At 47.7% G+C, this 12996-nt stretch carries 14 protein-coding genes; 3 read left to right on the top strand and 11 right to left on the bottom strand.

Translation table 11 applies throughout. The annotated features are described in order from the left end of the window. Positions 1-93: 93 nt before the first annotated feature. The gene (locus ABCW47_RS00535) at positions 94-801 is read right to left on the bottom strand and encodes a CPBP family glutamic-type intramembrane protease (protein WP_343207910.1); all 708 of its coding nucleotides are present in this window, start codon (positions 799-801) and stop codon (positions 94-96) included. Between the two features lie 242 nt (positions 802-1043). On the opposite strand from ABCW47_RS00535, the gene ABCW47_RS00530 reads away from it, so the two are divergent. Together ABCW47_RS00530 and ABCW47_RS00525 are read left to right on the top strand one after the other, a co-directional pair. Continuing rightward, complete coding sequence (locus ABCW47_RS00530; protein ID WP_343207909.1) at positions 1044-1373, top strand: PadR family transcriptional regulator; 330 nt, start codon at positions 1044-1046, stop codon at positions 1371-1373. Beyond that, positions 1373-2341: a permease prefix domain 1-containing protein gene (locus ABCW47_RS00525; protein WP_343207908.1), complete on the top strand. Its 969-nt coding sequence runs from the start codon at positions 1373-1375 to the stop codon at positions 2339-2341. The genes ABCW47_RS00530 and ABCW47_RS00525 overlap by 1 nt, the downstream gene beginning before the upstream one ends. Before the next feature lie 289 nt (positions 2342-2630). Here ABCW47_RS00525 and ABCW47_RS00520 read toward each other — a convergent pair whose 3' ends face one another. The 10 genes from ABCW47_RS00520 to ABCW47_RS00475 all read right to left on the bottom strand — a co-directional run bounded on the left by ABCW47_RS00520 (position 2631) and on the right by ABCW47_RS00475 (position 11778). After that, positions 2631-4307 carry a DUF6128 domain-containing protein gene (locus ABCW47_RS00520; RefSeq protein ID WP_343207907.1) on the bottom strand — a complete coding sequence of 559 codons (1677 nt, stop codon included), beginning with the start codon at positions 4305-4307 and terminating at the stop codon, positions 2631-2633. 46 nt (positions 4308-4353) lie between these two features. Continuing rightward, the gene (locus ABCW47_RS00515) at positions 4354-4737 is read right to left on the bottom strand and encodes a DUF1667 domain-containing protein (protein WP_343207906.1); all 384 of its coding nucleotides are present in this window, start codon (positions 4735-4737) and stop codon (positions 4354-4356) included. A 3-nt stretch (positions 4738-4740) separates the two neighbouring features. Next, on the bottom strand, positions 4741-6012 hold the full coding sequence (locus tag ABCW47_RS00510) for an NAD(P)/FAD-dependent oxidoreductase (RefSeq protein ID WP_343207905.1): 1272 nt from the start codon (positions 6010-6012) through the stop codon (positions 4741-4743). 48 nt (positions 6013-6060) lie between these two features. Further along, positions 6061-7500, bottom strand: a complete 1440-nt coding sequence (locus tag ABCW47_RS00505) for an NAD(P)/FAD-dependent oxidoreductase (protein WP_343207904.1) — start codon at positions 7498-7500, stop codon at positions 6061-6063. A gap of 231 nt (positions 7501-7731) precedes the next feature. Further along, positions 7732-8175, bottom strand: coding sequence for an Lrp/AsnC family transcriptional regulator (locus tag ABCW47_RS00500; RefSeq protein WP_343207903.1), 444 nt, complete (start codon positions 8173-8175; stop codon positions 7732-7734). A 181-nt stretch (positions 8176-8356) separates the two neighbouring features. Next, complete coding sequence (locus ABCW47_RS00495; protein WP_343207902.1) at positions 8357-9076, bottom strand: PHP domain-containing protein; 720 nt, start codon at positions 9074-9076, stop codon at positions 8357-8359. Beyond that, entirely contained in the window at positions 9069-9404 is a 336-nt protein-coding gene (locus ABCW47_RS00490; RefSeq protein ID WP_343207901.1) for a hypothetical protein, read from the bottom strand. Before ABCW47_RS00490 ends, ABCW47_RS00495 begins: the two co-directional genes overlap by 8 nt. A 25-nt stretch (positions 9405-9429) precedes the next feature. Continuing rightward, entirely contained in the window at positions 9430-10722 is a 1293-nt protein-coding gene (locus ABCW47_RS00485; RefSeq protein ID WP_343207900.1) for a [Fe-Fe] hydrogenase large subunit C-terminal domain-containing protein, read from the bottom strand. 287 nt (positions 10723-11009) lie between these two features. Continuing rightward, positions 11010-11432, bottom strand: coding sequence for an ATP-binding protein (locus ABCW47_RS00480; protein WP_343207899.1), 423 nt, complete (start codon positions 11430-11432; stop codon positions 11010-11012). After that, complete coding sequence (locus ABCW47_RS00475; RefSeq protein ID WP_343207898.1) at positions 11425-11778, bottom strand: DRTGG domain-containing protein; 354 nt, start codon at positions 11776-11778, stop codon at positions 11425-11427. Before ABCW47_RS00475 ends, ABCW47_RS00480 begins: the two co-directional genes overlap by 8 nt. 723 nt (positions 11779-12501) lie before the next feature. Between ABCW47_RS00475 and ABCW47_RS00470 the strand changes: the two genes are divergently transcribed. Then, a complete protein-coding gene (locus ABCW47_RS00470) occupies positions 12502-12993 on the top strand; it encodes an NADH-quinone oxidoreductase subunit NuoE family protein (protein ID WP_343207897.1) in 492 nt (163 codons plus the stop codon). Positions 12994-12996 lie beyond the last annotated feature (3 nt).

Raw genomic sequence — 12996 nt, 5'->3', positions numbered from 1 at the left:
AGATAAAGCTCCGGCGGCTCGCAGCAAGTACGCCGAGGCGTACTTGAAAAATCTGATCAGGGTGTCAAAAGCATAGCTTTGACACCCTGATTTTTATCTTAATATGATATTGTAAGCCAGATTCGAAACCCAGTGCGGAATAATGGCTCCGTACAGAGAATTCGTTTTCCTGTAGATAAAATTCCATATAATATGAATCACAAATAAATCGATCAGCCAGCCGGCATTATCCGTGAAGATAGCCTGAACCGACATCCCATAAGCTATGATTCGATATGGAAAATGCATGAAGACAAACAGTACGCCTGTCACGCAGACAGAAATCCATTTAATTTTAATTATCCCCTGTATCCTTGTCCCTATATAGCCTCTGAAAATCAATTCTTCGCAAACAGCTACCAGCAGATAATAAACCGCCAGCGACGTTATTTCCCCTGCAGGGATTAAGCGTTTTCCCTGAATCAGATATTGGCCGCAGTTCATCATAAACACAATAACAGCAAGAATGGCGCCCATGATACAGCTTGTCTTCCATTTTCCCCCGCCCAGCCCGACACTGTTGAGCGTTTGCTTATTCCATTTCAGAACTATAACTGCTATCCCAATTAAAGCTGTATTAAATATACATCCGGTCAGCAGGATGTGGTCCCCAACCGCTTTAAATTTCATCTCAAGAAAGGCTAACAAAGAATATGCCAGCAGCATAATTCCCCATAGAATTAATGCCATTGCTCCGTCTTTTTTCGAATACTGTTCTGTATTTTTTCTATATCCCTCATCACTTTTCCATACATTCTTCATTTTTATCCCCACCATCGGCTCTCCATTCTATTCGCCTTTCTCCCTCTGTTTTCCTATTATACATGCTCCCAATTTTGCTGTCAAAGTGCTTCATAACCACATTATTTTCTTTTTTTCATAAACTACTTGACCTGTCGTAGTAATCGTGCTATAGTCTAACTACCACGACAGACGTACTACATCAAATGAAGTAGATACGGATTCGGGAACTGTTGCTTATCCGTACAGATGGAGGTGGTATTTTGATCAGCAGCGATGTGATTCGTGGATATAATGACACCATCATCCTTTGTATCCTTTCTGAGGGCGATTCCTACGGCTACGAAATTTCCAAAGAAATCAAAGAACGTTCCAGGGATAAATATATCATCAAAGAGACTACTCTTTATTCGTCTTTTAACCGGTTGGAGAAAAATGGATATATTGAATCTTATTATGGAAATGAGACGTTCGGAAAGCGCAGAACATATTATCGGATTACTGATGCGGGCCGAGGCTATTATAAGGAAAAATGTGATGAGTGGAAACTGACGAAGGAAGTAATCAGTGTATTTATTAAGGGGGAGTTTTAATGGAAACCATTCGAATTTATGTGGAAAATATGTTTATGCGGCTTCCGCAGACAAAAGAGATGCAGGATCTTAAGGAAGAGATTCTATCCAACATGGAGGATAAGTACAATGAGCTGAAGGCTCAGGGGAAATCTGAAAATGAAGCCATAGGTACTGTGATCTCGGAATTTGGCAATATCGACGAAATCATGCAGGCCTACAACCTGAAGCCGGAAGATAAACAGGATGAGACTGAGATTCCTATTTCTCATGATGAAGTTGTGGGCTATTTGGACACCAAGAAACAGACGGGGATTCTGGTAGGAATCGGAACATTCTGCTGTATTCTGGCTCCGGCACTGTTGATATTTGTGGCCATGATGGGAGAAATCACGCCGGGATTTTCAGAAAGTACCTCTTCCGTTCTGGGCGTATGCTGTCTGCTTCTGCTGGTCGGCGTTGGTGTTGCTCTCTTTATCTATTCGGGAGCCATGTCAGAGCGATATAAATATATTGAAAAGGGCAGTGTTACACTCAGTTATCAGGACAGGGCTTACGTTCAGGAGCTTCTGGACCGCTTTCGCCCCACTTTTACGGTTCTTCTGATCGTTGCTATTCTGGGCTGCATCTTTTCACCGATTCCGCTGCTTATCTCTTCTGTCTTTCTAAATGAGTTTTCGGCGTTCAGTGTATGTATTCTCCTGGTTCTTGTAGCCATTTGCGTTTTTCTCTTTATATTTACCGGAACGCGCAAAGAAGCCTATGAACGCCTGCTGCAGATAAATGAGTATTCGAAGAAAAATAAGGAATCCGAGCGTATCATCAGCGTGGTAGCCTCGATTGTATGGCCTCTCGTGGCCGGCATCTATGTCATCGGCGGTTTTGTCTGGGGCTGGTGGGGACGCGGCTGGATTATCTTTGTTGTCACCGGTATACTCTTCGGCATTTTCAGCAGCATTGTCCACGCAGTAAAGGGAGACTCCGAATAGCTGCCTCTTTGGAACAAAACGGGTAATCTTAGCTGACTTTCTCCTTTTACGTGAGTATGAAAAGGGCGCCGCTCCTGGCTGGAGCAGCGCCCTTTTATCATGGAAGAAGATAAGACTCCCACCTCTATAGGTGGTGAGTAAATAACAAATTCGTCTTGGCGGGAGCCCAGTCTCCTTCCAAGATAAAGCCTCCGGCGGATTGCAGAGCGCACAGATGTATTATGTCATGCAAAGCATGACGTGCGGCTCGCAGCAAGTACGCCGAGGCGTACTTGAAAATATGGTCTTATTACCACGGGAAAATTTTTCTCATCCAGTATCCAAATCCTTCACTCTGGTTTTGGCTGATCGGAACAAAGTTGGAAAAGCCAAACATTCTCGCCATAAATTCCTCACGCGGATGATAAACACCGGGAACTCCAATATAATAGGTCCCATCAGGGTTTTCCTGAAGTATAAGATGACGGTATCCATAATATCCGTGCAGCAAGAAGCTGTTGTTCGCATACTCCCAGAGCTGAATCGGCATTTTTTCAATGTCCTTAGGTTCAATCCGGATTATCCGGCCCTGCTGCTCATCAAAAGGAGCAACAGCAGGATATTCATCGAACATGAAGCGAAAGGGGCACTCCTGCCTTCCTCCTGCCTGCTGGCTCACCATCTGCTCTGCTGCGGGCTCTGCGTCCTGCTTCACAAATTCAATCCTCTCGGCATGTTCCGGCCTCTCCACATCCATCTTCTGTGCATACTCCGGCTCGAAGGGAGTTGCAGGGCTGGTATATCTGGCAGGCCCCATGGGTCTTCCCGGCCGCATGGGTCTCCGGTTATTTCCCCACCATCCCGGCCCAATCGGCGGTCTTCCCGGCCTTGGAGGCGGATTCCCCGGTCCTGGTCCCATCGGCGGCCGTCCCGGCGGTGGCGGAGGCATTCCCGGTCCTGGTCCCATCGGCGGCCGTCCCGGCGGTGGCGGAGGCATTCCCGGTCCTGGTCCCATCGGCGGCCGTCCTGGCGGTGGCGGAGGCATTCCTGGTCCTGGTCCCATCGGCGGCCGTCCCGGTGGCGGAGGCATTCCTGGTCCTGGTCCCATCGGCGGCCGTCCCGGTGGCGGAGGCATTCCTGGTCCTGGTCCCATCGGCGGCCGTCCCGGCGGTGGCGGCGGATTCCCCGGCCCTGGTCCCATCGGCGGCCAGCCTGGTCTTCCCTGCCACATTCTACCTTCCAGTTCATCTGCCTCAGTCATCTGGCTGTAAATCTGTGTTTCCTCCACATCCGCCAGATGCTCCGGGGGATCTTCTGGTTCCGGTCTGCCCGTATTCTCCTGTACGCCCGGCTCTTCCTGAGGAGATTCAGCCACAGGCATTTCCTCCGTTGTTACTTCTTCCGAAACTATCTCGTCAGAAATATCCTCCTCTGTTACTTCTGCCGTGTGTGCTTCCTCCTCAGTCAGTTCATCCGGCTGCTGTATGATCTCTTCTGTCCTGATCTCTTGTGCCGGCTCCGGAATCTGTGCAGAGATAACTTCTGCAGCGGCTACGCCGGCTTCCTCCTCTGTTCTGTTTTCCATTTCCCTGTCTTCCGGCATCTGAACCGGTACAGGTTCGACCAGTTCTTCTAAGTGATCAAACGTAATGTCTGTCTCCTGCCATATTGTCCCCAGGAAATACCGCAGGGAAACAAAAACAAGGAGACCACTTCTTGCTGTGATATCCTTGTCCGTAACAATCTGTACATCGCCGATTCCGTTATCTACCGGCAGTATCCCGACTTTTTCGTATGTATAGCCGTTTTCGCCCGGGCAGATAAAGTAAATCGGAAATGCACTCTTATCATTTGCCGTCACTTTACAGTGCACGGTTATTTTGCTTTGATTATTTCTGCTTTCAACTCTGACAAATCCAATGTTCTCTGTCTTCGCACCATTTTCGTAAGAATACAGATAGGAAACCATTCTTCTGTAATCAGCCACAAAGATCACCTCTGTTTTTGATTATTCTATGTTCCCATCCTTCATATTATGACCTGCTGCTTTCGATTTTCTCCACCGACTTTGTCGCAATCAAATCCACACCGGTTCCCGCAATGTCCTTTAAAACAACATCGCCGGACCTGACAGGGGCATCCACCGACAGATTTTTTATCGCCGCAATGCAGTCAAAAATTTTATTTTTAGGTATGTCCGACCGTGTTTTTACTGAAACCACCGTAAGGTCCCCATTTATAACCGGAACCGTGGTAGTAACAATACGTGTGGGATTGCTGACCTCTTTTCTGGCGTACTCTTCTCCTCTCCTGCAGGTATTGCCTCTGACCGAGATTACCTGGCCGGAGTCATCCAGTTCCACTTCCAGCTCACAGCCCAGAGGGCAATTAATACAAGTTAGATTTTTCACTGCCATGCTCTACGCCTCCTCAATTGTGATGCGGATCTGGTTCAGACCATCCATTTCCAGAATGTCCTTCCGTTTGATGGTAACCTCTTCCATCTCGCCGGGCGCCATAACCGGCCGTCTGCGGTGCAGTACTCTCCTGTCGTCAAAATAAACAGACAGATACTGATTCTGATAGACGTTACCCACCCGGAAGCGCACCGTTACCTTCTCTTCCATCTCATCAGGCCGTATAAAAGCCGGCACGGTATACCGGACTCCCCCTTCCGGGCACAGCTTTATTTCTCTTCCCTGTCCCGGCACCTTCCCGCCCGCATAGTCAGCCGCGCATTTCCCCGCGTGCAGAGCCTCCTCTGTCACATAATCCACCAAATCATGTACATGAAGAACATTTCCGCAGGCAAAAACGCCGGAAATATTTGTTTCCAGATTATCCGATACCACAGGTCCGGAAGTCACCGGCGACGTGGTCACCCCCATTCCGGCAGATAATTCATTCTCCGGTATCAGTCCCACCGACAGCAGCAGCGTGTCGCAGGAAATATATTCTTCTGTGCCGGGAACCGGCTTTCTGTTTTCATCTACCCTGGCCAGGGTCACCCCCTCCAGACGTTTTTTCCCATGAATCGCCGTCACGGTATGGCTCAGCTTCAGGGGAATTCCATAATCATCCAGACACTGAACGATATTCCTCTTTAATCCTCCGGAGTAGGGCATCAGTTCCGCCACTACCTTTACCTTGGCGCCCTCCAGCGTCATCCTCCGCGCCATGATAAGGCCGATATCTCCGGAACCCAGAATCACCACTTCCCTGCCGGGCATGATTCCATCTATATTAACAAAATGCTGCGCCGTTCCCGCAGAATAGATTCCCGCCGGCCGGTATCCCGGAATATTCAAAGCCCCGCGGGGGCGTTCTCTGCATCCCATAGAAAGCACGGCTGCTTTCGTCTGAATCGTAAGCAGCCCCTCCCTGTTCACCGCAGTAATTATTTTATCTCCGTTCTCTCCCTGAGAAATGTCAAGCACCATGGTATTTAAAAGAGACGGTATATTCAGTTCTTCTGCCTGCCGTACAAACCGTTCCGCATACTCCGGCCCGGTCAGTTCCTCTTTAAACATATGGAGTCCGAATCCATTGTGGATGCACTGATTCAGTATTCCGCCCAGACGGCAGTCCCTTTCCAGTATCAGAACATTCTCCGCACCGGCCTGCTTCGCCCCTATAGCTGCGGCCAGCCCGGCGGGTCCTCCGCCGATCGTTACTACATCCTGTCTTATCATGTCTAACCCCCGTCAAATCTTCCGGACTGCTGATCCGGGAATTGTCACTCAGTCGTTCTGCTTATTTTTGTGATATAAAATCTCGGAACCCGGGCCGCTTTTGGTTATTCTGTCATAATCATATCCCAGCTCCCTTTTCAGTATCTCCGTCACCTTAGGCATACAGAAACCGCTCTGGCATCTGCCCATCCCCGCTCTCGTTCGGCGCTTGATTCCGTCCAGGGATCTGGCGCCCAGAGGCCTTCTGATCGCATCAACTATTTCCGCCTCAGTGACCGTCTCACAGCGGCAGATTACCGTTCCATAGGCCGGATTTCTTCTTATAGCTTCCGCTTTTTCTTCCTCGCTCAGCTCCGCAAACGGGATAATTCCCTTTCTGGTTTTCTTATAGTTCTCTTTCTTCTCCGCCTTTAGTTTACCGGCTACCAGGCCGGCTATATATACACCAATTGCCGGTGAAGCCGACAGACCGGGCGACTCGATTCCGGCTGCGTCAAAAAATCCCGGAACATCTTCCGCCTCACCCACAATAAAGTCCTCCGTGGTACGGTTATGGGCACGCAAACCGGCAAAGGATGTGATGACACTGCGCGCCGGAATCCGTTCCGCCGTCAGCGAAGCCTTTGTCAATATTTCCTCCAGGCCTTTCGCCGTTGTATTATTTTCTTCTTTATCGGGCATATCGTTGGCATTTGGCCCCACCATCAGGTTTCCGTGAACGGTAGGGGTCACCAGCACTCCCTTTCCCATCTCAGAGGGAAGCTGGAATATTGTGTGATCCACAAAGCCTCCGGTCACCTTATCAAATAAGCAGTACTCGCCCTTGCGCGCCACAATGCTAAAACTGTTTTCACATACCATGCTGTGAATCTGGTCGGCATAAACTCCGGCTGCATTCACAACCGTCCGGGTCTTATAGCTGCCCGTGGCTGTATGTACCGCAAAATAACCTTCTTTTTTCTCAATACCTGTCACAGATTCCTGAAACATAAATTCCGCACCATTTTCCGCCGCATTTTCACCCAGTGCTATGGTCAGGCCGAAGGGACAGATAATAGCACCGGAAGGGACGTACAGCGCCGCCACAATTGTCTCCGACAGATTTGGCTCCATCTTCCGGATTTCCTCACGCTCGATAATCCGGAGATCCTCAACGCCATTTTGTACTCCCTGTTCCATCAATTCTTCCAGTTTCCCTCTGTCCTCTTCATGAAAGCAGACAACAAGGGAGCCGTTTCTTCTATAGGGAACATCCAGATCCTTTGCCAGCTGTTCCATCATTCGGCTGCCCTCTATATTAAATCTAGCTTTATCAGACCCGGGCAAAGCATCATATCCGCCATGTACAATTCCGCTGTTTGCCTTGGACGTACCGCAGCAGACATCCTCTTCCTTCTCCAGCACCCCAATATGAAGCTGATAGGCAGACAATTCTCTGGCAATTGCACATCCGATGACCCCTGCACCGATTACCAAAACATCAAACATGAATCCCTCTCCTTTACCCATAGATACAAATAAAAGGACTATCAAAAACTTTATGCAGACATAAGTTTAGATAGTCCTCCTATCCGCATGATTTCCCTAATCTGAAGTTTATCACACCAGCCCTCAGGAAACAAGAAACACACGGTCTGTAACAAATTATTTATTTCATGATTACAGTATTCTACAGATCGTATGACACCGCGATTCACGTAAAGATATCCTCAGGATGCCTTATCCGCACTGTCCTATCTGAATGCCTCTTGGGCGGACGGCTGTGGAAAATACTATCTGTGTCTGTGTGCTTCCAAAATGCTGAAGCTGACCGATAAATGCATCCAGCTCCTGGGTACTTGAAAATGCCACCTTGATCAGCATGCAATACATTCCCGTCACGCAATCGCACTCCAGAACATTAGGGCAGGAACGGATAAAGGAATAAAATGTTTCCTTCTGCTTCGGCGTCATTTCCAGGTTAATAAACGCCGTGATCGGATATCCCAGCTTCTGCGGATCAACCTGAGCCTGATATCCCACAATCAGGCCGGCCCGCTCCAGACGTTCAATTCTGGATGAAACGGCCGGAGAAGATAAGAAGACTTGTTCTGCCAGCTGTTTTAAAGAGTATCTGGCGTTATCCTGCAGCAAACCAATTAATTTTCTGTCAATATCATCCATACTTATCTCTCCTATCCCCGGGCATAACCCGGCTAAAATAAAAAAGAGGGCACATGGCCTATTCACCATGTGCCCCATTGCACTATATTTTCTGGCTATTAATATAACATTAGTTTTTAAATTCTGCAAGCTAAAATATTATTAAATTTAGTATTACAGTTTATTTTTATAAAGTTTACGGTCACTCCACTTGATGAATCAATGCTTTCAGTATGCTCCTTCCCTCTTTTTCCGCTGTCAGAAAATGCTCCCTCTCGCTGATATCCTCCAGGTAATGGGCATCCGAATCGTGGACAACACAGCAGCTCCCAAGATAAGGGTTCTTAAGGAGTATTTCCTTCGTTTTTCCGGCATCTTTTATTTCCACACACCGAAACCGGCTGTCCGGAGGAACAAAGCCTAGATTGGAAAGCAGGCTGTTGGCATTCTTATCTACGTGGGCCGGTATCATAATTCCGTCATAGGAATGTACCAGATCATAGACATCGTCGAAGGCAATATTCGTCGCATTAATCAGAAGATTCGGTTCTGTGCCGATCCGTTCATCTTTTTCATTATAAATGTCCTGTCTGCCGAAAATCTCCTCGTTATTGGGAAATGCCTGAAGCTGTTCATATACGTAAGAATCGAACTCCATAGCCGCCTTTAATTCAGGAAAAAGGCAGACAACATGAACCTCCTCCACCGTATTTAATTCCATTCCCGGAATAACCAGTATATCGTACTGTTTGGCATTTTCAATTACGGCCGGGCAGTTCCGGCAGGTATTATGGTCTGTCAGTGCAATAACATCCAATCCCTTTAAAGCCGACATTCCCGCTATATTTGCCGGAGTCATATCCTCGCTTCCGCAGGGTGACAGGCAGGAATGCATGTGCAGGTCATAGGCCAGCTCAGCCATACAGCAGCCTTTCTATTTCCAGCGCCGCCTCGAAGATCGGTTTGTCCGTACAAAATACCGGAATCTCCTGTGCCGCGGCCTTTTCCACCGCAGCTTCATCCATTTGTACTCCTTCCGCAAGGACGATACAGGCCGCTTCCGTCAAGGAGGCAACCGCCAGGGTATTTATATTTCCCATAATCGTTACCCACGCACATCCGGCAGGTGCTTTACTCATTGCCACACTGAGCAGGTCACAGCAAAATGGTTTTGTAATCTCCGCCGATTCATTTCCCTTTTCCTGCACCGTCTCAAAAATCTGTTTTTCCTTCAGCTCATTTACTGTCATATCTTCTCCTTCTGTCTTAGCAGCCCTATTCCGGTTTGTAATCGTGATCCAGGAAAGAAATATCCTCGGACAGCTTATGTATATACTCGCGCAGAATATGAATACAGTCTCTTTCATGGGCCACTCCCCGGACTATATCCTCAGCAAGAGCCCTGCATGTGGGCGCCCCGCAGGAACCGCAGTCCAGCCCCGGGAATTTGGCGCAAAGCCGGTCCACCTCTGCCATTCTCTCAATGCTTTCTTTCATATTAGACCCTAATTTAAATACCGGTTCATACTGGATCTTGTCGGTCCAGAAACCATTAATTCCATCCTCATCGTCCATATAATTGCAGGCCACCGGCAGATATTTTCTCAGCCGTTTTAATTTCACCTTAGCCACGTAAGGATTCTCCACCGTCAGCACACCGCCGACGCAGCCGCCGTTGCATGCATTCAGTTCAATAAATTCCAGATTGGCGAATTTCTGATCTTCCAGATCTTCCAGCACCCGTATGACATTCTCAATACCGTCCGCAGCCAGATAGCTGTCGGTCAGCAGACCGCCGGCCTCTCCGCCGCTGCTTCCCCAGCCGATTCCTATTTTACCGGCAATGGCCAGTTCCTCCACATTATCCGCTACCTTTTTCATGCTGGGCAGAAGCTTCGGATAGACATCCTTGATCGCCAGCACCCCATCCACCTCACTGTGGTCAATGCCCAGCGGGCTCTTCGTATGGGTTACCTTGGCCGGACAGGGAGAAATAAACAAAATCCCGATTTTGTCCGGAGAAAGTCCTGTATCCTCCGCGGCCTTCTTGCGGGCCAGAGAAGCCGCCAGGTCAATCGGCGCCTCGATAGGGATTAAATGCTCAATCAAATTAGGAAAGCGTACCCGGATCAAGCGCACGATCGAAGGACATGCCGTGCTGATCAGAGGCCACTGATCCTTATGGGTGCGGACATAATCCCTGGACATCTCAGAAACAAGTTCCGCCGCCCCGCTCACCTCAAATACGTCATCAAACCCCATATCCTTTAACCCGGACAAAACAACATTCACATCCTCCAGATTGTTAAACTGACCATAAAGGGAAGGAGCTGGCAGTGCTACCGTATATTCAAACTGATCCATAATACTGAGAGGATCATAAATCGCATGCTTCGCATGGTGCGGACAAATCCGAATGCACTCCCCGCAGTCAATGCAGAATTCCTTCGTAATCACTGCCTTGCCGTTCCTCACCCGGATCGCCTGGGTAGGACAGCGCTTAATGCAGTTGATACAACCCTTACAAAGGCTCTCATCCAGACGCACGGAATTAAAAAACTTATCCATTCGAAGAAGCCCCCTTTCCACTTTTTAATGAATAGTAAAGAATGAAGGATGAAAAACGAAAAACTTCATTGTCATTCTCATCGTTCTTCACTATTCATTTTTCATTCTTCATTACTCTTTCTCACCGTTCTTCACTATTCACTTTTCATTCTTCATTACTCTTTCTCACCGTTCTTCACTATTCACTTTTCATTCCTCATTACTCTTTCTCACCGTTCTTCACTATTCACTTTTCATTCTTCATTACTCTTTCTCACCGTTCTTCACTATTCATTTTTCATTCTTCATTATATATAAACTTTCATCGTAACCGTTGTTCCCGTCCCGATCACGGTGTCAATCTTCATATCATCCGAATATTTTTTCATGTTTGGCAGGCCCATCCCAGCCCCGAATCCCAGAGAACGGATGTTATCAGGTGCTGTGGAATATCCCTCCTGCATTGCCTTTCCGACATCTTCAATTCCAGGACCAACATCCTTTAAAATCATGATAATTTCATCCGGACGAATCTCCACGTCAATATCCCCGCCGTTCGCATGAATGACCATGTTGATTTCTCCTTCATACATGGCAATGGCCACCTTCCTCACAGCATCGGGGTCCACGTCCATCTGCTTGAGTTTTTTCTTTACATCACTGGAGGCCTCCCCTGCCCGGGTAAAATCTTCGCCCGATACCTCATAGTGAAGTTTAATTGCATCAGCCAATACGAGTACCTCCCCGCAGTCCTTTTTCATACAGCATACCGCAGGCTGTAAACATCCTGTGCTGTGTTGTCATCAGGGCTATGCCCCCATCCTTTGCCAGGTCAACCATCCCGTCATCCGGGTTCTTTCCTCTTACAAATACAATACAGACGATATCCATCATCTCTGCCGTTCGTATTACCTGTGGATTGCACAGACCGCTTAGCAGCACGGACTGGTCCTTTACATAGGCCAGTACATCGCTCATCATGTCGGACCCGCAGGCCGTATGTACTTCCTTATTTAAATACTCCTCTCCGCAAATCAGGCTGGCACCCAGTATCTCTTTTATATCTCCAACAGTCATATAATCCGCCTCCTTTATATATAGGAGTCCCAGCCGGTGATCCGGAGAGACTCTGTTTGCTCGCTATGCTATTTATGAACCCGTCCCAAGTGAAATAAGCCATGTTAAAGCTCGCATCTGCTCGCTTTGCAGCTTCGCCATGTAAAAATACAAACTCTGCTCTCTGTTTCCGCGCCATGTTAAAGCTCGCATCTGCTCCGCTGCTGCTCGCTTTGCGGCTTCGCCGCTTAAGAATACAAACCTGCAACTGTCCCTGAGGAGCGAGCTCCTCGTCCAGTTACAGCTTTGTATTCTTACATGGCGCGTTCGTAACATTTCCACTAAATTGTGTGCATTTTTTATTACTTCTTAGTATAACATTGCTATTTTTGTTTTTCAATTAGAATTGTATTCTGACGGCCTTGTAGATTATTTTGTATTTTTTGAGGTAATTAATGTTAAATATTTAACATTGTAGATTTTTGGCTGTTCCTATGCTATAATCTTATATCATTGACATAATTTTAACATATGGGATGTACAAAGCCTTGTGGTTTTTACCGCGGCTTGGATCAATAAGCACCTCGGAATTAATGCTGAGATGTCTTGTTTTGTTGTTTGTACACAGGCTTTATGTAAGCTGTTACCTTTCTTTGCCCAAGGGCTGTTGCCAGCAGGCAGGGAGGGCTTATGTCTAACACAGGGGGTCTTCCTGGTAAGATCCCGGAATTGAGGAGGTTTAAAATGGATTCTAAGAAACAATCTTTGCCTTTTCAGGGAACGAAGGAGCAGGAAACCGCTCTTCGTGCAATGATTGCCGAGCATAAAGACGATAAAGGTTCTTTAATGCCGATCCTTCAGAAGGCGCAGGAAATTTACGGTTATCTTCCGATTGAAGTTCAAACCATGATTTCCGATGAACTGAATGTTCCGCTTGAAAAAATTTACGGTGTTGCTACTTTCTATTCCCAGTTTTCGTTAAATCCGAAAGGGGAAAACACAATTTCAGTCTGTCTTGGTACCGCATGTTATGTTAAGGGTTCCGGCGATCTCTTCAACAAGCTTTCCGAAAAGCTGGGAATTGCCAGCGGTGAATGTACACCGGACGGCAAGTTTTCTCTGGATGCCTGCCGTTGTGTAGGTGCCTGCGGCCTGGCGCCTGTCTTGATGATCAATGATGAGGTTTACGGCCGGCTTACGGTAGACGATCTCGACGATATTCTGGCAAAATATTAAGCC

The organism is Anaerolentibacter hominis, from assembly GCF_032380675.1.
Classification (GTDB): Bacteria; Bacillota; Clostridia; order Lachnospirales; family Lachnospiraceae; genus Anaerolentibacter; species Anaerolentibacter hominis.
The sequence above is the reverse complement of the archived record's forward strand: the minus strand, read 5'-3'. Positions and strand labels throughout refer to the sequence as shown.

Coding starts and splice junctions, on each gene's coding strand:
- ABCW47_RS00510 (WP_343207905.1), bottom strand. CDS start 6,012: ATGATAAGACAGGATGTAGTAACGATCGGCGGAGGACCCGCCGGGCTG.
- ABCW47_RS00490 (WP_343207901.1), bottom strand. CDS start 9,404: ATGACAGTAAATGAGCTGAAGGAAAAACAGATTTTTGAGACGGTGCAG.
- ABCW47_RS00495 (WP_343207902.1), bottom strand. CDS start 9,076: ATGGCTGAGCTGGCCTATGACCTGCACATGCATTCCTGCCTGTCACCC.
- ABCW47_RS00505 (WP_343207904.1), bottom strand. CDS start 7,500: ATGTTTGATGTTTTGGTAATCGGTGCAGGGGTCATCGGATGTGCAATT.
- ABCW47_RS00485 (WP_343207900.1), bottom strand. CDS start 10,722: ATGGATAAGTTTTTTAATTCCGTGCGTCTGGATGAGAGCCTTTGTAAG.
- ABCW47_RS00535 (WP_343207910.1), bottom strand. CDS start 801: ATGAAGAATGTATGGAAAAGTGATGAGGGATATAGAAAAAATACAGAA.
- ABCW47_RS00525 (WP_343207908.1), top strand. CDS start 1,373: ATGGAAACCATTCGAATTTATGTGGAAAATATGTTTATGCGGCTTCCG.
- ABCW47_RS00475 (WP_343207898.1), bottom strand. CDS start 11,778: ATGACTGTTGGAGATATAAAAGAGATACTGGGTGCCAGCCTGATTTGC.
- ABCW47_RS00515 (WP_343207906.1), bottom strand. CDS start 4,737: ATGGCAGTGAAAAATCTAACTTGTATTAATTGCCCTCTGGGCTGTGAG.
- ABCW47_RS00500 (WP_343207903.1), bottom strand. CDS start 8,175: ATGGATGATATTGACAGAAAATTAATTGGTTTGCTGCAGGATAACGCC.
- ABCW47_RS00470 (WP_343207897.1), top strand. CDS start 12,502: ATGGATTCTAAGAAACAATCTTTGCCTTTTCAGGGAACGAAGGAGCAG.